Origin of the sequence: Shewanella sp. Scap07 (assembly GCF_013394145.1) — a bacterium.
GTDB lineage: Bacteria > Pseudomonadota > Gammaproteobacteria > Enterobacterales > Shewanellaceae > Shewanella > Shewanella waksmanii.
In genome coordinates, this window is sequence record NZ_CP041329.1 from 2,757,167 (window position 1) to 2,774,296 (window position 17,130).

General features: G+C 46.8%; 15 protein-coding genes. 12 read left to right on the forward strand and 3 right to left on the reverse strand.

What is annotated here, in order from left to right:
• Positions 1 to 37: 37 nt before the first annotated feature.
• On the reverse strand, positions 38 to 3,919 hold the full coding sequence (gene hrpA / locus FLM48_RS12080; RefSeq protein WP_179024809.1) for an ATP-dependent RNA helicase HrpA: 3,882 nt from the start codon (positions 3,917 to 3,919) through the stop codon (positions 38 to 40).
• A 117-nt stretch (positions 3,920 to 4,036) separates the two neighbouring features.
• A complete protein-coding gene (locus FLM48_RS12085) occupies positions 4,037 to 4,453 on the reverse strand; it encodes a CBS domain-containing protein (protein ID WP_028774219.1) in 417 nt (138 codons plus the stop codon).
• Positions 4,454 to 4,826: 373 nt separating this feature from the next.
• On the opposite strand from FLM48_RS12085, the gene hyaA reads away from it, so the two are divergent.
• The 12 genes from hyaA to FLM48_RS12145 all read left to right on the forward strand — a co-directional run bounded on the left by hyaA (position 4,827) and on the right by FLM48_RS12145 (position 15,947).
• Entirely contained in the window at positions 4,827 to 5,963 is a 1,137-nt protein-coding gene (gene hyaA, locus FLM48_RS12090) for a nickel-dependent hydrogenase small subunit (protein ID WP_179024810.1), read from the forward strand.
• Between the two features lie 4 nt (positions 5,964 to 5,967).
• Complete coding sequence (gene hyaB / locus FLM48_RS12095) at positions 5,968 to 7,674, forward strand: nickel-dependent hydrogenase large subunit (RefSeq protein WP_028774221.1); 1,707 nt, start codon at positions 5,968 to 5,970, stop codon at positions 7,672 to 7,674.
• A 10-nt stretch (positions 7,675 to 7,684) separates the two neighbouring features.
• Positions 7,685 to 8,356 carry a Ni/Fe-hydrogenase, b-type cytochrome subunit gene (gene cybH, locus FLM48_RS12100; protein ID WP_037471400.1) on the forward strand — a complete coding sequence of 224 codons (672 nt, stop codon included), beginning with the start codon at positions 7,685 to 7,687 and terminating at the stop codon, positions 8,354 to 8,356.
• Between the two features lie 12 nt (positions 8,357 to 8,368).
• On the forward strand, positions 8,369 to 8,926 hold the full coding sequence (locus FLM48_RS12105; RefSeq protein ID WP_179024811.1) for a HyaD/HybD family hydrogenase maturation endopeptidase: 558 nt from the start codon (positions 8,369 to 8,371) through the stop codon (positions 8,924 to 8,926).
• A complete protein-coding gene (locus FLM48_RS12110; protein WP_179024812.1) occupies positions 8,913 to 10,649 on the forward strand; it encodes a NiFe hydrogenase in 1,737 nt (578 codons plus the stop codon). Before FLM48_RS12105 ends, FLM48_RS12110 begins: the two co-directional genes overlap by 14 nt.
• A gap of 108 nt (positions 10,650 to 10,757) precedes the next feature.
• The gene (hypB, locus tag FLM48_RS12115) at positions 10,758 to 11,582 is read left to right on the forward strand and encodes a hydrogenase nickel incorporation protein HypB (RefSeq protein ID WP_179024813.1); all 825 of its coding nucleotides are present in this window, start codon (positions 10,758 to 10,760) and stop codon (positions 11,580 to 11,582) included.
• Positions 11,583 to 11,584: 2 nt separating this feature from the next.
• A complete protein-coding gene (locus FLM48_RS12120; protein ID WP_179024814.1) occupies positions 11,585 to 11,839 on the forward strand; it encodes a HypC/HybG/HupF family hydrogenase formation chaperone in 255 nt (84 codons plus the stop codon).
• Positions 11,832 to 12,947, forward strand: a complete 1,116-nt coding sequence (gene hypD, locus FLM48_RS12125; RefSeq protein WP_179024815.1) for a hydrogenase formation protein HypD — start codon at positions 11,832 to 11,834, stop codon at positions 12,945 to 12,947. The genes FLM48_RS12120 and hypD overlap by 8 nt, the downstream gene beginning before the upstream one ends.
• Positions 12,948 to 12,949: 2 nt before the next feature.
• Positions 12,950 to 13,960, forward strand: a complete 1,011-nt coding sequence (hypE, locus tag FLM48_RS12130) for a hydrogenase expression/formation protein HypE (protein WP_179024816.1) — start codon at positions 12,950 to 12,952, stop codon at positions 13,958 to 13,960.
• Positions 13,960 to 14,307 carry a hydrogenase maturation nickel metallochaperone HypA gene (gene hypA, locus FLM48_RS12135; RefSeq protein ID WP_028774229.1) on the forward strand — a complete coding sequence of 116 codons (348 nt, stop codon included), beginning with the start codon at positions 13,960 to 13,962 and terminating at the stop codon, positions 14,305 to 14,307. The genes hypE and hypA overlap by 1 nt, the downstream gene beginning before the upstream one ends.
• 59 nt (positions 14,308 to 14,366) lie before the next feature.
• Positions 14,367 to 14,531 carry a hypothetical protein gene (locus tag FLM48_RS12140; RefSeq protein ID WP_169732706.1) on the forward strand — a complete coding sequence of 55 codons (165 nt, stop codon included), beginning with the start codon at positions 14,367 to 14,369 and terminating at the stop codon, positions 14,529 to 14,531.
• Between the two features lie 330 nt (positions 14,532 to 14,861).
• Positions 14,862 to 15,947, forward strand: coding sequence for an acyltransferase (locus tag FLM48_RS12145; RefSeq protein WP_179024817.1), 1,086 nt, complete (start codon positions 14,862 to 14,864; stop codon positions 15,945 to 15,947).
• A gap of 94 nt (positions 15,948 to 16,041) precedes the next feature.
• Here FLM48_RS12145 and FLM48_RS12150 read toward each other — a convergent pair whose 3' ends face one another.
• Complete coding sequence (locus FLM48_RS12150; protein ID WP_256871137.1) at positions 16,042 to 17,046, reverse strand: isoaspartyl peptidase/L-asparaginase family protein; 1,005 nt, start codon at positions 17,044 to 17,046, stop codon at positions 16,042 to 16,044.
• Positions 17,047 to 17,130: the final 84 nt, after the last annotated feature.

Genomic DNA, 17,130 nt, shown 5'->3' on the forward strand with positions numbered 1-17,130 from the left:
TCCCAAAAGGAGGTACGCGAGAGACTAGAGTTACGACTTAGACTTCGTTAATGCGGTTGATAATGCGTTTCTCAGAAATCGGATAAGCGGTGCCCAACACTTGCGCAAAACACGATACCCGATACTCTTCTATCATCCAACGGGCTTCTAACAACGCATCAGGCACGGTAGCAGTACGCGGAATTTTAGCGAGTTGGTTATCAAGTAAAGTTTGTACGTTACTGATACTGTGCATGTGTAATCGGTCACGATTAGGATCGATAGGTAGCTTGTCTAGGCGAGTATCAATTGCTTTAAGGTAACGGCTTAGATCATCAAGCCGCTGCCAACCACAGGCCTCAACAAAGCCCTTGAATACCAAGTTATCAAGCTGAGTTTGAATATCACTCATCGCAAAGGCGATATCGAGGCTAATTTTACCTTTAAGGCGTTTCTTAACCTTTTGATATAAAGTCAAAATTGCTTCTACTTTTAACGCAATCTTGGCCGCGGTAGGATTAAGCTCCTGACGTACCCAATCTTTTGCAGCAATAAACTGTTGCTCGTTGCGCACATCTAGCTGTTTTTCATCCAGCAACTGCTGCACCGCCGCGGACAAGATATCATCAATCAGGATGTTAATTTGACCGAATGGATTGAAATACATCGCCAGTTTGGCTTTATTGGGCAACGATTGCTGCAAGTGCTTAACCGGAGAGGGAATGTTTAGCAATAACAAGCGTTGTAAACCGGCACGATGGATTCGGTCGGCTTCGTTATGGTCGTCAAACAGCTTGATCGACACGCTAGTATCGTTATCCACCAACGCCGGATAGGCTTTGACTTCAAAATTCCCTTTGCGCTGCTCATATTGCTTAGGTAACTCACCAAAGCTCCACTCTATAATATCTTCTTGCTCGATACCGCTTTTGGCGACCTTACGTATTGCCTGAGTCACCTGCCCTTGTAGCGAGTCTTTAAGGCCGTCTAAATCTCGCGATTGCGCCGCCAGTTTGCCTTTGTCATTCTCCACTTTGAAGTTGATTTTAAGATGTTGCGTCAATTGCGCCACATCAAAATCTTCAGCTTGTACCCGCACGCCGCTCATACGCAGCAACTGCTTACACATCGCCTCAAGCATTGGCACACTTTGATCGTTCATCGCCTGTAGACAGGCCTTGGCGTAGTCTGGCGCGGGTACAAAGTTACGCCTTAAGGTTTTTGGCAAAGACTTAATTAGCGCCACGCACTTTTCTTCGCGTAACCCAGGTACCAGCCAATCAAACCCCTGGTTATCAACCTGATTTAATAATGCCACCGGCAAGTGTACCGACACGCCATCATCTTCGCTACCGGGTTCAAAGTGATAGCTTATGGGCAACACTAAATTGCCTTGATGCCAGTTGTCGGGAAAGTCCAGCGCAGAGATATGCTCATCGCCGCGCTGCATTAGGCTTTCGCGTTTAAAATCAAGCAAATCAGGTTGCTTACGTTTAGCCTGCTTCCACCACTTTAATAACTTAGGCGCGTTGTAGATCCCCTCGGGGATCCGCGGCTCATAAAAATCCACCAGCGCTTGTTCATCAACTAAGATATCGCGGCGACGCGACTTATGTTCTAGCGCCTCAATATCTTCTACCAGCTTGCGGTTGTTAACAAAAAACGCTTCATTGGTACGCAGTTCGCCATCTGCGAGCGCGCTGCGAATAAAAATCTCTCTGGCTTCAACCGCATTGACAGGGCCATATTGCACTCGACGACGATTAACGATGGTTAATCCATACAAAACCTGATTTTCCAGCGCGACCACACTGCCCTGTTTCGCCTCAAAATGAGGCTCAAAATAGTTGTGCTTCACCAGATGCTGCGCCATCGGTTCTATCCATTCAGGCTGGATTTTGGCACAACAACGGGCAAACAGGCGTGAGGTTTCGGTCAACTCTGCCGCCATAATCCACTTAGGACCTTTTCGCGCCAGTGGCGATCCCGGAAACACAAAGAAGCGTCGATTACGGGCACCGAGGTATTCATTGTCTTTATCTTTAAAACCAATGTGGCTCAGCAAGCCCGTTAGCAGCGATTTATGCAGCAATTCATAGTCGGCCGGTTCGCTATTGAGCTTCCATTTAAGATCGTGCACCGCTTGTTTCAGCTGCATATAGAGATCTTGCCACTCTCTGACGCGCAAATAGGCTAAAAACTCACGCTTACACATCTTGCGGAATTGACTGGCACTGTGCTGCTTCTGGCTAGCTTTAATATGATCCCACAGGTTAACCCACGACAAAAAGTCCGAGTTTTTATCAACAAATCGTTTATGGGACTCATCGCTGGCTTGTTTCTTGTCCATTGGACGTTCGCGGGGATCTTGAATCGACAACCCCGCCACAATGACCAGTACTTCATGTAAGCAGCCGTATTCATTGGCTTGCACCACCATACGGGCTAAACGTGGATCGACCGGAATACTCGCTAACTGACGCCCCATAGGCGTGAGTTGTAAGCGACCTTTGCGCTGCTGCACTGATTGCAGCTCTTCAAGTAGCAAAAAGCCATCTTTGATATAGCGCTGATCCGGCGGCTGAATAAATGGAAACGCCGCAATGTCGCCTAAGCCGATAGACAGCATCTGCAAAATAACCGATGCCAAGTTGGTACGTAATATCTCTGGATCGGTAAATGCAGGACGATTATTAAAATCATCTTCATCGTACAGCCTAATACAGATCCCCGGACCTACACGACCACAACGCCCTTGGCGCTGATTAGCGCTTGCTTGTGACACTGGTTCAATGGGAAGTCGTTGCACTTTAGTGCGGTAGCTATAACGGCTGATCCTGGCGGTACCGGGATCGATAACATATCGGATCCCCGGCACAGTCAATGACGTTTCTGCTACGTTAGTGGCTAACACAATGCGCCGGCCTCGGTGAGACTTAAACACTTTCGACTGCTCACCGTAAGATAACCTTGCATACAACGGCAGAACTTCAGTATCACGATACTGCTGCTTATTGAGTTGATCGGCAACATCACGGATCTCGCGCTCCCCGTTCATAAAGATCAAAATGTCACCGGGGCCCGCTTGCATCAACTCTTCAACGGCAGCAAAAATACCTTCGGTAAGATCCAGATCTTCATCTTCTTCACGCAGCAGCGGACGATAGCGGGTTTCTACCGGATAGGTTCGCCCTGAAACCTCAATCACAGGTGCATTATTAAAATGTTTAGAGAATCGGTCTAAATCAATGGTTGCCGAAGTAATAATGACTTTTAAATCAGGACGCTTCTTAAGCACATTTTTTAGATAGCCCAAGATAAAGTCGATATTTAGGCTACGCTCATGGGCTTCATCAATAATGATGGTGTCGTATTGGTCTAGAAATTTATCTGAGGTTAACTCCGCCAGCAAAATACCGTCGGTCATCAGCTTGACGTAGGACTCAGGCTTAATGGCATCGGCAAAACGCACCTTAAAGCCCACGGCTTCACCAAGGGGCGAATTCAATTCTTCTGCTACGCGCGTAGCCACACTTCGGGCCGCCAAGCGTCGAGGCTGCGTATGACCTATAAGTCCACGACACCCAAGCCCAAGTTCTAAACAAATCTTAGGCAATTGGGTGGTTTTACCTGATCCCGTCTCACCGGCAATAATCACCACTTGATTGGCGGCAATGGCCGCTGCAATCTCATCACGCTTTTGCGAGATAGGCAGCGCCTCAGGGTAACTGATAGTCGGACGATTCTGGCGGCGTAACTCGGCCTTTTGTGCCGCGCGCTCAGCTTGCTCGGCTAACTTGGCTAAGGTCGCTGTTTTTTCAGCTGACTCCGGCTCTTTATTGAGGCGAAATAAACGACGTCGAATACGGGAGGCATCAGCTTGGTAACAGGTTGCTAAGAATGCTTTAGAGAGGGGATGCTGTTGCGAACTCAAATCCATTTCCCAGATATTAAAAACGAAAACGCCGATCCTACCAAGGAACGGCGATTTTTGATACGAGAAATTAGCTCAGCTAGCAAGTGCTACGGCAATTCGCTAATTTTATAACCAAGCAGATTACACTGGCGCCAAATAGCACTCTTGCATCGACACATTGATGGCCTGCAGTACCGCGGTGCGATCAATGGTACCGACCACTTTGTTATTGTCTAAAACCGGATAGATCTTCGGTTTGTTTTGCAACATTTGTTCAGCCAGTTGCAACACATTGTCATCGGTCGTGACCGTTAATACCTCGGATTTCATGCAGTCGCTTACGTTAGCCACTAAGTCACAGTGATAACTACTTTTGAGCATAACGGCTAAACAATCTTGTTGGGATAAAAAGCCTACCAATTGGCCGCTATTGTCGATAACTGGCGCGCCGAGTTTCTTATTTTTTAGCAGATTATCTACCGCAGTAGCGAGACTCATGTTTGCCTCTAGCAACACCGGATGACGATCCATATGTTCAGCAACTTTAATAGAATCCATAGCAACACCTCCCAATGACCTCAAATAAAAGGCCTTTATTTATTTAACCGCTTCACTTTGAGTGTAAACCAAAATTTAACACTTGCTACAGAGTTTATCCGATTACCCCAATCGGCGTTCGTTGTTTAGCCCAGCTAAAGCCTGCCTTAAAACTGTGATCTCAAGCAACTTTTACTCTACATTTGCGACATTTTGTCTCAACTGCTCAAAAAACTATGATCTAGCTCATGTTGATAGTGGTTAGATTCCGCGCAACATCACAAGCATTGTAAAGCTTGATATACGTCAATAATTAGCTAGAACTTGGAGCTTAAACTTTAAAACGTGGAGCAGTAAAACAAAATCCGATCATTACTATAACAAAGGTTTAACCATGGACACACATGCAGCCCTATACCAACAGGGACAAGCACGCCTGGCGAAACTGCGTAGCTTGAAACCACGCCATGTCGATTCGCTGAAAGATAAAATGGAACAGCATGGCATTTCACGTCGTGACTTTATGAAATGGAGTGCTGCGGTCACAAGCATGCTCGCACTCCCCCTCCCTTTTAGTACCTTAGTTGCCGAAGCTGCTGAACTAGCAGACCGCGTTCCGCTGATTTGGTTACACATGGCTGAATGTACCGGTTGTTCTGAGTCATTAGTGCGCGCTGATACGCCTAACCTCGATACTTTGATTTTTGATCACGTATCACTGGAATACCACGAAACGTTAATGGCCGCTTCAGGCTGGCAAGCTGAAGAAAATCTTGAGCATGCAATGGAAGCTTACAAAGGCAACTATCTACTAGCAGTAGAAGGCGCCATTCCTACCGCCAACAATGGCGCTTTCCTGACCGTTGGCTGTAAAGGCCATACCGGCCTAGATATTGTGAAACATGCTGCCGATGGGGCTGCGGCCATCATCTCCGTGGGTACTTGTGCAGCATTTGGTGGAATACAAGCCGCGGCGCCCAACCCAACCGGTGCTAAAGGAGTTGCTGAGGTAGTCAACAAAACCGTCATCAACCTCGGTGGCTGCCCACCCAGCGAAAAGAATATCGTTGGTACACTGATGTACTTCATCATGTTTGGCAAACTCCCCGCTTTAGATATGTTTAATCGCCCTAAATGGGCCTACGGTGCCAGAGTGCATGACAATTGTGAACGTCGTGGCCGCTTTGATGCCGGTGAGTTTGTTGAAACCTTTGGCGACCACGGTGCTAAAGAGGGTTACTGCCTTTACAAGGTCGGTTGCAAAGGCCCTTACACCTATAACAACTGCCCCACCGAGCGCTTTAATCATCACACCAGTTGGCCAGTACTAGCCGGCCATGGATGTATGGGCTGCTCGGAGCCAAACTTCTGGGATGATATGGCTGACTTTGAAAAACCATTAGGACGACAACTGCTTCATGGACTTGATGCCACCGCAGACACTATAGGTGCTGTCATTTTAGGTGCCACCGCTATCGGTATTGGTGCCCATGCTGTTGCCAGCGTTTTTGCAAAATCAGAGGAGAGCTAAGTCAATGAGCAAACGAGTCGTAATCGATCCTATTACCCGAATTGAAGGCCATTTGCGCATTGAAGTGGAAGTGGATGACAACAATGTCATTCAAAAAGCTTGGTCTTCCTCTACATTATGGCGCGGTATTGAGGTCATTCTTAAAGGCCGTACCCCCATGGATGTGGGATTAATCGTGCAGCGTATTTGTGGGGTATGTACCTACTCCCATTACCGCTGCGGTACAGAAGCGGTGGAGAATGCACTCGGTATTGATATTCCACTGAATGCCAAATACCTCAGATCGTTAATGCAAACATCGCTGTATATGCACGACCACATTGTGCACTTCTACCATCTACATGGTTTAGATTGGGTCGATGTTGTGTCCGCTTTAAGTGCCGATCCAGCCAAAGCGGCGCAAGTTGCTATGCAATACAGTGACAAACCCATCGCCGCAGGTGAAGGTGAGCTGCGAGCGGTACAAGAGCGGGTTAAAGGCTTTGTTGAAACCGGTAAACTCGGTCCATTTGCCAATGCTTATTGGGGCAATGGCACTTATAAGTTTACCCCAGAGCAAAACTTGATTGCCCTGTCACATTATCTAAAAGCCCTAGAAGTACAGCGCATAGCCGCAGAGATGCTGGCGATATTTGGTGGTAAGTCACCGCACCCACAATCACTGGTTGTCGGCGGTGTTACCTCTGTACGCGATATGCTCAGCCCGGCAAGATTGCAAGAGTGGAAGCAAAAGCATGCCATTGTTACTGACTTTATTCACCGTGCTTATAAAGCCGATATTGTCATGGCAGCTGAAGCCTTTGGCACTGAACCGAGCGTGTTAGGTGGTGTCAATGTAAGTAACTTCTTGGCCACTAATGATTTTATACTTGCTGACGGTCAATACATGTTCGATCAAGGCGTGATCATGAACGGCGACTTAGCGGGTGTGAGCGACCTAAACCCTGAGTTCATTAAAGAAGATGTCAGCCATGCTTGGTACGACGCCGAAGGGCCACAGCACCCTTATGATGGTACCACTGTACCCAATTACACCGGCTTTGTGGAACGCGATACCGTGTATGGCAAACTGCCCACCCTTGACGGTGATGGCAAGTACTCTTGGGTTAAATCGCCGCGCTACAATGGTGAGCCTGTGGAAGTGGGTCCATTAGCGAGTTTGCTAGTGAGCTATGCCAGAGGCAACAAAGTGGTGGTCGACTCCGTTAATGAGCTGCTATCTGTGACGGGTTTGCCGGTAGCGGCGCTATTTACCACATTAGGCCGCACCGCGGCGCGGATGCTACAAACCGTCATTGTGGCCGAGGAAGGCTTAAAAACCTTTGATGCGCTGCTCACCAATATTCAAGTTGATGACAGTACCTATGTCACCCCAGATTTGGACCCCAGCCGCGAATATGTCGGTCACGCTATGATTGAAGCACCGCGGGGAATGCTAAGCCACTGGATCCGTATCAAAAATGGCGTGGTAGAGAACTATCAAGCTGTGGTACCTACCACGTGGAATGCTGGCCCTGTTGATGCTGCCGGCAAAGTGGGTCCCTATGAAGCGTCATTGGTCGGACTCAAACTTGAAGACCCAACCAAACCGCTCGAAGTCATTCGTATTATTCACTCATTTGACCCTTGTATGGCCTGTTCTGTACACGTGATGGATTATCAAGGTCAGTCGCTGAGTGAGTTTCGAATTGACCCTAACGGCAATAGTTAAGGAGTAACTCATGGATACACAACATGTACCCTATGAGAGAGCCTTTATTTTTAGCGCGGCGATACGGATTTTCCACTGGCTGCGCGCTCTGGCCATATTGGTTCTCGTTGTAACAGGCTTCTACATTGCTTGGCCATTTTTGGTCGCGCCAAGCAGTTCAGATGTACTGGTACAAGGATGGATCCGCTTTGCCCATTTAGTGTTTGGCTTTTTGCTTTGCGCTATTACCTTGGCCCGTGCCTATCTGTTCTTTTTCAGTAAAAGTGATATTGAACGTCGCTCATTTAAGGACGTCACCAACGTTAACAGTTGGATCACACAACTGAAGTCCTATTTATGGATGGGACATTTAGACAAAAAAGGCGTCTATGGTCCACTGCAGTTCGTGACCTACTTTGCGATTTCAGTCATTGCCGCGCTGATCTGCATTACAGGACTGGTGCTTTATGCCAATGTATATCACCTCGGTCTTGGTGGCATGTTATGGGATAGCGCCGCCTGGCTTACTGCACAGATGGGTGGCTTAGCGCAAGTTAGGCTTTGGCACCATTACTTCACGTGGGTGTTCATCATCTTTGTTGTAGTACATGTGTATATGGCAGTTTGGACCGGTATTCGATTCAAACACAACTCGGTTGATTCGATTGTGTCTGGTTATGACTACCACCCGAAAAAGCACTGATTTAAGGTCAACATGAAAATACTGTTACTTGGTATTGGTAATGTCTTGTACGCCGATGAAGGTATCGGCGTACATTTTGTTAATTACCTCAATGAAAATTATCGTTTTCGTCATCCAGAGCACCAACTCACCATGATGGATGGCGGTACCCTTGCCCAAGGGTTAATTCCCATAATCTGCCAATATGATTATCTGATTGTCGTCGACACGGTCAATGCTCATGGTGTTGAACCTGGTGAAGTCTATTTTTTTGACTTCGACAAAGCCCCTAGCGAGATAGACTGGCAAGGCAGCGCCCATGAAGTCGAAATGCTGCAAACACTGATGATGATGGAACTGGTGGGCGATCGCCCCAAAACCTATGTACTAGGCTGTACACCCACAGTATTAGAGCCAATGACTTTAGGCTTAACAGAGCGGGTAGCAAATGCCGTCCCGCTCATGGAGCAAACACTACTCAATCACCTAACCGCATTAGGCTTTGACAATGAGCGCGTGAATCAAGTCAGCATTGATTCACTGATCCCCAGTTCCTATAAACGCGGAGTTACCGCTGATGAACATCGTTAAATTCGAATTTGTCTGCTCGCGGCCAGTGCCGCTATACGCCTATTTATGTAACCAGTATTTAGATTATCCGCAGCTCGATATCACCATCAATGTGGATTGCAATCGTTATGTTATTGAAGCCAGTGGCGAGCAGCAGTGCCTTGAACAACTTGCTGATGACATTGCGACACATTTCCTTATGTCGGTCTGGTTACAGGACTCTAGCATTGCGCTAATCGAGCAACGTGAAGGAAGCCAGACTGCAATACCTTGCCCAGCAGCTGAAATGCCATTTTGTGAGCATTGTATGCCGAGGTTTGGCGACAACCAACATGCCGAGTTTGGCCAAATAGGTCTTGTTTGTACACACTGCCATGGCGAGCAGCAGCTAGCAGATCACCTACTGGCAATGACGACGGATGATTTAGCCGCGATAAGTAAACAACTGATCACCAACGGGCAAATCGCATTAACTGAGCAGCTTAGTCTGTCGATGCGTCCTATTCACAGCGATAACCGCCCTGCACTGCTGGTTTGCAACCCCAACACCATTAACGCGCAGTTTCATTTAAGTGATCGCCAAGTGTTGGCTTTATCGAGCATAGAAAAACCCTATATTACCGCGCGCCCAATCGATGCACACCCCCAGCTTAAACAGCCGCTTTATGATCTGTGTTTTGCCAGCGATCGTCTGTTAGTGATCATTACCGAAATGCTAAGGCAGCAAGGTCTAGATTGGGTATTTATTGATGACAAGCAGCGGCCTGAGGCCATGGCTTTTATCGATAACCATTGGGTAGAAGTTAATCAAAACGCCAGCCACAGTACTGAAGTTTGCAGTAAACTCAAACCTTTACATGACCAAGCCTGTATTGCACTGCCCGCTGGCAAAAATTACCTCGCCAAACATCAACACGATTGTTATCAAGTGGCCCGAGCAACGACCATACCTTCATTAAAGCTCAATGATGAGGAGATGGCACGCTGTGCGTTTAATAGTGTGCTACTGGAACATCAGATTGATAAAAATGCCGCCCAAGTATTTTTTAGTCGCGATTACGGCGGACAGATCCACACCTTAGACAGTAAAAAGCAGTCACAATTGTTTTTTGCGGTGCCGGAGCTGCCCCTGTCAGGCTATGAGATTTACCATCAGTTAGAGCAAAGCCCTCAACAAACGGTATTGCACAAGTTTAAGCAACAATTCCCCCACGATTACTTGCGTTTACTCGATCTAAAACTAACCGCTAAGCGCAATAGTTTTAGCAGCTTACTGGCCGTATCAGCGGTTATTTTGGGCCTAGAGACCGACACACTCGACAGTACAACCCTAAGTGACGCACTGATTGCAGCCGCCTTAAGTCATCGCGGTCCCAATGCACCACGGGTAGATTTTTCGCTCACCCGAGGCGAAGCGCACCGCAGTTTAAACTGGTGTCGCATGCTAGGCAGTTTGATCAGTTTTCGGTTGGCCGATGACACCCCAAATAGCCAACAAAAATTGGCCTTTGGTATCCATGACTCTTTTGCCGACTATTTAGCGAACTGGATTGAGCACTTAGATCAAAATGTGGGTGTCAAACACGTTGCCATTACTGGTAACGATTGGCAAAACAGCATGTTAGCCCAGCGAGTGCAATTGAGAGTAGGTAAAAATTTCAAGCTAATCACGAACCAGATGTTAGAGCTTGAAGGCAATAACTATGCTGTTGGCGCACTAAGACTTAATAAAAGACGCCTATAACCATATTGATTTATCCAATATCAATTGACCTAAAAATGACCCGCATCAAAGCGGCACCTGTGCCGCTAGGTCATAGTAAGTTAACTGATAGGGAAACGGAGTTTGACTATGTGTAAAGATTGCGGCTGCTCAATTACCCGGCCTCACAGCCATGGGCATGATCATCATGACGGGCACAGCCATGAGCACCATCATAACGCTGACCACTGCCATGAGCACCATCATCACGTCGGGCATAGCCATGAGCACAATGATGCCAACCTACACGCTAACCCCCAACTGAATGATAAAAAAACCTTGTCCGTCATTCACAAGATTCTTGATAAAAACGATCATGAAGCGGCGCACAACCGCCAGCATTTCGAAAGCCAACAAGTAACAGCCTTCAATCTTATGAGTAGCCCTGGTAGCGGTAAAACCACGCTGCTAGAGCACTTACAAGAATATACCCCGTTAAAATATGCCGTAATTGAGGGTGACTTAGAAACCTCAAGAGACGCCGACAGACTGGTTGCTAAAGGTATCGATGCCTATCAAATTCAAACCGGTTCGGCCTGCCATCTTGATGCTTTTATGGTTCATAGTGCACTGCATCATGTGGATTTAGCCCCGCTTGACATCTGTTTTGTGGAAAATGTCGGCAATTTAGTCTGCCCAGCTTCATACGATGTGGGTACCCACTTTAATGTGGTGCTGGTTTCGGTTCCCGAAGGTGACGACAAAATTGAAAAGTACCCGGTGATGTTTCGTAAAGCCGATGTGGTACTAATCACTAAAGCCGATCTACTGCCTCACTTCGATTTCAGTATTGAAGGGGCCACAGAGCAGGTCAAGAAACTGAACCCGAAAGCGCAAGTTATCACCTTATCTGTCAAAGACAGTCACAGCATGCGCCGGTTTGCCGAGTGGTTATCTGAGCATTGTAGGAGCTAGCTATGTGCCTTTCAATTCCATCTCAAGTCGTTGAGTTACATACTAATGAACAAGCTGTCACAGTAGAGACTATGGGCGTAAAACGCAAAGTCAGTAGTCATTTGATGGCTGAGCCACTGGCCATTGGTGACTATGTTCTGATCCACATTGGTTTTGTGATGAATAAAATTGATCCAAAAGATGCCGAGCAAAGTTTAGCCTTGTACCGGGAAATCGTCGCTAAGTTAAATCAAGCGGAGCAACCACTGCATGATTGAACTAAAGGACTTATATCAGGGATTTCGAGACCCAAAAACCATCGCTCGATTGGCCAAACAGATTGAGGCTGCCGCCAAAAAGCTTAGTCAGCCACTTTATGTGATGGAAGTGTGTGGCGGCCATACCCACACCATCATGAAATATGGTTTGAACCAGCTGTTACCCGCTAACATTGAGTTTGTTCATGGCCCAGGCTGTCCGGTGTGCATCATGCCGAAAGAGCGTATCGATCATGCCGCCCTATTAGCCCAGCAAAGCGACGTAATTTTGGTAACCTTAGGCGATATGATCCGCGTGCCTGGTTCTAAAGGCAGCTTGGCGCAGTACCGCGCCCAAGGATGCGATATTCGCCCCATATATGACCCGCTCGATACACTTGAAATTGCCGCAGAAAATCCAGATAAGCAGGTGATCTTCTTCGCCATTGGTTTTGAAACGTCCACTCCAATGACCGCTGTTTTGATTGAACAATGCCTTACGAGGAAAATCGACAACCTGCTATTTCACATCAACCACGTGTTGGTGCCGCCGGCAATTGATGCGGTCATGGCGGACCCACAAACTAAGGTTAATGCTTTTATTGGTCCCGCCCATGTGAGCGTCATTAGTGGCGCAAAGATTTATCGACCTGCGGTTGAACAATATCAAACGCCTGTGGTGGTGTCTGGGTTTGAACCGGTCGATGTCATGGAATCGATACTGCGTATTGTGCAGCAAAAAGTCGATAACATTGCCCAGCTGGATGTACAGTACAGCCGCGCCGTCACCGAGCAAGGTAACCTTAGCGCCCAAGCGTTAATTGATAAATACCTCCACGTACGCGACAGCTTTCGCTGGCGCGGGCTTGGCCCGTTAGCCGACTCAGCCTTGCAGCTTAGATCTGAGTACGCCCATTTGGATGCAGAAGTTGTCTATCAGGCGCTGTTATCTGTAGCCGATATTGATGATCATAAAGCCTGTCAATGTGGCGATATTCTACGTGGGTTAGCTAAGCCTAAAGATTGTAAGGTATTTGGTCGCGGCTGCTCCCCAGAAACCCCTTTAGGCAGCTGCATGGTGAGCTCAGAGGGCGCTTGCAACGCATACTACCGTTATAACGGAGTCTAACGATGGCAAATCTAAACAAAGCAGTACAACTGGCTCATGGTGGCGGTGGCAAAGAGATGAACCGCTTGATTAAGGATGTGTTCTTTAAGGCGTTCGATAACCCTATTTTGCGCCAAGAAGAAGATGCCGCGACCATTAGCCTTACTGGCAATTGTGCGTTTACTACCGATTCATTTACGGTTGCGCCGCATTTTTTTGCCGGTGGCAATATCGGTAAATTGGCCATTGCTGGTACCGTCAACGATTTAGCCATGATGGCGGCTGAGCCACAGTTTTTAAGTTGCAGCTTCATTATTGAAGAAGGCTTTCCCTTAGATGATTTAAAAACCATTGCACAAACCATGGCTGAAGAACTGCATAAGAGTGGCACGCGTATCGTTTGTGGTGACACTAAAGTGGTTCCCAAAGGCTGTGCGGACGGCGTGTTTATCAACACCACTGGGGTTGGCCGTATCTTGTACCCTGATATTTCCGTAAAAAACATCCAGCAAGGTGATGCCATTATCGTCTCCGGTGATATTGGCCGTCACGGCGCAGCCATTTTAATGGCCAGAGAAGGACTCACTCTAGAGTCAGAGCTTATCAGTGACTGCGCCAACTTGTGGCCGGTGGTTGAGCAATTGATCGCATCAAACGTCACCTTGCATGCTATGCGAGATGCAACCCGCGGCGGCTTGGCGGCGGTGCTCAATGAGTGGGCGATAGCCTCGAATGTGGCCATTCATGTAGATGAGCAAGCGCTACCCATTACTGACGAAGTTAAAGGTTTATGTGAATTATACGGCTTTGAAGCCCATGACTTGGCCAACGAAGGCACGTTTGTATTGGCTGTCCCGCAACACGAAGCCGACGGCATATTAGAGATTATTCAACGATATGGCCATTGTGAACAAGCTGCCATTATCGGTCACGTAAACGAAAGTCACCCAGGCAAAGTTATCTTAAATACCCCTTGGGGCAGTTCAAGGTTTGTTGACCTCCCCCAAGGAGAACTACTACCTAGGATCTGCTAATGCATGAGTACTCGATAGTGTCAGCATTACTTGAGCAATGTCATGAATATGCTGTTGAAAATAAGGTCAATAAGATCACTCAAGTGACGGTGAAAATAGGCGTACTTAGTGGCGTAGAGCCAAGCTTATTTGCCACGGCTTTTGAGACCTTCAAACTTGAAGGGGTTGCCTATGACGCCAAGTTAGTCATTCAGCAACAGGCGATTATATTGCAATGTCATCATTGCCAGGCCGAAGTTGAAATAGCAGAGCGTTCAGTCAAATGTCCTCAATGTGACAGCTTTGACACCCAAATTATTGCCGGCGAAGAGATGTTACTGATGCAATTAGAAATGGAACAAGCTTAGCCAACGACGGCATATAACCAGTTTGATGTAAAAATAATAGACATAAAATGGAGTTAACAATGAAAAAACTATCCCTATTACTTGCCACTATGCTGCCAGGGGTTGCGCTGGCCCATCCAGGTCATGACGGCGTAGGCTTGTTCCATCATATGCAAGATATCCTGCCCATTGTATTGGCGGTGATCATTGTGGGTGGCTACATGCTATGGAAGAAATATCACTAAGCTAATTGGCTAGAGCCTAGCGAAATTGTCACCGCTAGGCTCTGCTCCCAAAAGCGCCATTTTGACCGTTTGTATACTCGTGCAATGCGGGTTATTGTATTGCCTTTAAAATTCAATTTTCTACAAATTATTATCAACAGAAATAACTAGATAATTGTATCTATCCTACTACTTTAGCTAGTCTAGCTTGCATACACCTCATCATTACTTCAAAACTCAACAAAGCAGGTAGAATCTCGGTCATTAGTCGCATAGCTATGCTTTTTTGGGCATGTTAAAACAGGTTGTATTAATAGGATTTTAGCCCGATAAACATGGATTAATAGCAGTATGGATACTCGGTTTTACGAAATAGACATTTTACGATTTTTATCCGCTTTAGCAGTGGTGATTTTTCACTATACTTATACAGGCTATATGGAAGGGTTTGCTACCATAGCCAACTTTCCCCATCTAAGAGAGTTCACCAAATACGGCTACGTAGGGATCAATTTTTTCTTTATCATTAGTGGTTTTGTTATTTTTATGAGCATTGCCGATAACAATGCTAATCGGTTTCTTGCATCACGCTTTAGCAGACTGTTTCCTGCCTACTGGTTTGCTCTGTGGCTTACTACCTTTGTGACAATCCTCATTGGCGGTGACACCTTTTCAGTGACCATTATGCAATTCTTCGCCAACATCACCATGATCAACCCGCTTTTCGGTCACAGCGCCATTGATAGTGCTTATTGGACGCTATTTATTGAGTTGCAGTTCTATCTTGTTGTTTTACTCATTCTGCAATTAAAGCTGAGCCGTTACTTTCTGCACTTAATCGCATTAACGCTTATCGGCTCAACGGTGGCGCTATTTACCGACTGGGCCGCAGCGGTGGATATGTGGCACGGTATCTTTCCCCATTGGAGCGGCTATTTTGCACTGGGCTGCTTATTTTACTTAACCAAACGCGATGGCCTTAACCCTGTCACAGCCGCCTTGCTAGTACTGGGGTATCTGTTTGTCGTCAAACAGTCGATACTGTTTGGGGAACTGATGAGCCAATGGTTTGCGATTGATTTCGACAGCGGCGTATTGGCAGTGCTCAACAGCTTGTTCTTCTTTAGCTTTTGTATTACGTCGCTTTGTAAAAGTCACCCGCTTAGAACCAAGATGGCGTATTTTCTTGGTATTTTGACCTACCCGCTGTACCTCATTCACCAGCACATTGGCTACATGGTATTTAACACATTCGGCAATGAAAATAATATTGGTTATTTAGTGCTGTTGACCACAGCGGTCATGCTAGTTTTAGCGTACTTAATTCACCGCGGCATTGAAAAAACCTTAGCGCCAGTGTTTAAGCAATCAGCATTAAAACTGCTAGATCAGTTCACCGCAGTAAGGCAACGTGTGCAAGCCATCAGAGCCAAGTAATCACGCGCCCAGATTAACTTTTGGGCTCAAGATGACTAATCGTCCACAAAAAAAGGCAGCGTTTTAGCTGCCTTTTTTGGGGTAAAATTCAGGCTTATTTATCGCGCCAAATCATCACTTGTGCAGGCTCTCCGCTCTTACGGGTCGCACGATACATGCCGCCAGTATTGAACGGTGTGGCAATATTGCCTAAATGATCAATAGCAATCACGCCACCTGTACCACCGGCAGTGATCAGGCGTTGATTGATCACCTCATCAGCCGCTTGTAATAAGGATTTTTGTCCATATTTGGCCCGCGCACAGATATCGCCAGCAACGTGGTAACGAATAAAGTACTCACCATGACCCGTTGCAGATACCGCGCAAACCCCATTTTCGGCGTAGTTACCCGCACCAATAACCGGCGAATCACCAATACGCCCGAAACGTTTGGCCGTCATACCGCCAGTTGAGGTGCCCGCAGCGAGATTACCAGATTTATCTAACGCTACCGCACCCACAGTACCAAATTTGTAATTATCATCTAACTGTTGATGTGCAGCTTGGTAGTCCATGCCCTTTTGCTGCTGATTGTAAATTTTGGCTTTCGCATCCAACAATTGTTGATAACGCGCATTGGTGTCGAAATACTGGTTAGGTACTAGAGTAAAGCCTTGATTAAGGGCGAACTCCTCTGCTCCTTGACCCGACAACATCACGTGTACCGACTTATCCATTACCGCTTTTGCGAGGTCAATCGGGTTTTTGATGTGTTTAACCCCACTTACCGCGCCTGCATTCATCGTATTACCGTCCATCAAGGATGCATCGAGTTCATGACCGCCATCAAAGGTATACACCGCGCCTTTACCAGCATTAAACAACGGGCTATCTTCTAAAATATTAATTGCGGTAGTGACCGCAGTGACGCTGTCACCGCCATCATTTAGCACTTTATACCCCGCATCGATCGCTTCTTTTAATTTGTCACGGTAGGCTTGTTGCTGCTCATCGCTGAGTTTTGCCTTTGAAATCGTACCAGCACCACCATGAATAGCGATACTAAAGGGTTTGTCATTGGCTTGTGCACTCAGCGGTAATAATAGGCTCGCGGCCAATAAACACGCAGTTTTATGGAAATTAAAATTCACATTGAATCCTTAATGCATGAAGTTGCTCTCTTTGTAACCATTTTCACCTAT

What these genes read in the sequence shown, in the direction of transcription:
- FLM48_RS12085 (WP_028774219.1), bottom strand. Translation starts at nt 4,453, where the DNA reads ATGGATTCTATTAAAGTTGCTGAACATATGGATCGTCATCCGGTGTTG.
- FLM48_RS12105 (WP_179024811.1), top strand. Translation starts at nt 8,369, where the DNA reads ATGAAAATACTGTTACTTGGTATTGGTAATGTCTTGTACGCCGATGAA.
- hypD (WP_179024815.1), top strand. Translation starts at nt 11,832, where the DNA reads ATGATTGAACTAAAGGACTTATATCAGGGATTTCGAGACCCAAAAACC.
- hypE (WP_179024816.1), top strand. Translation starts at nt 12,950, where the DNA reads ATGGCAAATCTAAACAAAGCAGTACAACTGGCTCATGGTGGCGGTGGC.
- FLM48_RS12140 (WP_169732706.1), top strand. Translation starts at nt 14,367, where the DNA reads ATGAAAAAACTATCCCTATTACTTGCCACTATGCTGCCAGGGGTTGCG.
- FLM48_RS12145 (WP_179024817.1), top strand. Translation starts at nt 14,862, where the DNA reads ATGGATACTCGGTTTTACGAAATAGACATTTTACGATTTTTATCCGCT.
- FLM48_RS12110 (WP_179024812.1), top strand. Translation starts at nt 8,913, where the DNA reads ATGAACATCGTTAAATTCGAATTTGTCTGCTCGCGGCCAGTGCCGCTA.
- FLM48_RS12120 (WP_179024814.1), top strand. Translation starts at nt 11,585, where the DNA reads ATGTGCCTTTCAATTCCATCTCAAGTCGTTGAGTTACATACTAATGAA.
- hyaA (WP_179024810.1), top strand. Translation starts at nt 4,827, where the DNA reads ATGGACACACATGCAGCCCTATACCAACAGGGACAAGCACGCCTGGCG.
- hypA (WP_028774229.1), top strand. Translation starts at nt 13,960, where the DNA reads ATGCATGAGTACTCGATAGTGTCAGCATTACTTGAGCAATGTCATGAA.
- hypB (WP_179024813.1), top strand. Translation starts at nt 10,758, where the DNA reads ATGTGTAAAGATTGCGGCTGCTCAATTACCCGGCCTCACAGCCATGGG.
- cybH (WP_037471400.1), top strand. Translation starts at nt 7,685, where the DNA reads ATGGATACACAACATGTACCCTATGAGAGAGCCTTTATTTTTAGCGCG.
- hrpA (WP_179024809.1), bottom strand. Translation starts at nt 3,919, where the DNA reads ATGGATTTGAGTTCGCAACAGCATCCCCTCTCTAAAGCATTCTTAGCA.
- hyaB (WP_028774221.1), top strand. Translation starts at nt 5,968, where the DNA reads ATGAGCAAACGAGTCGTAATCGATCCTATTACCCGAATTGAAGGCCAT.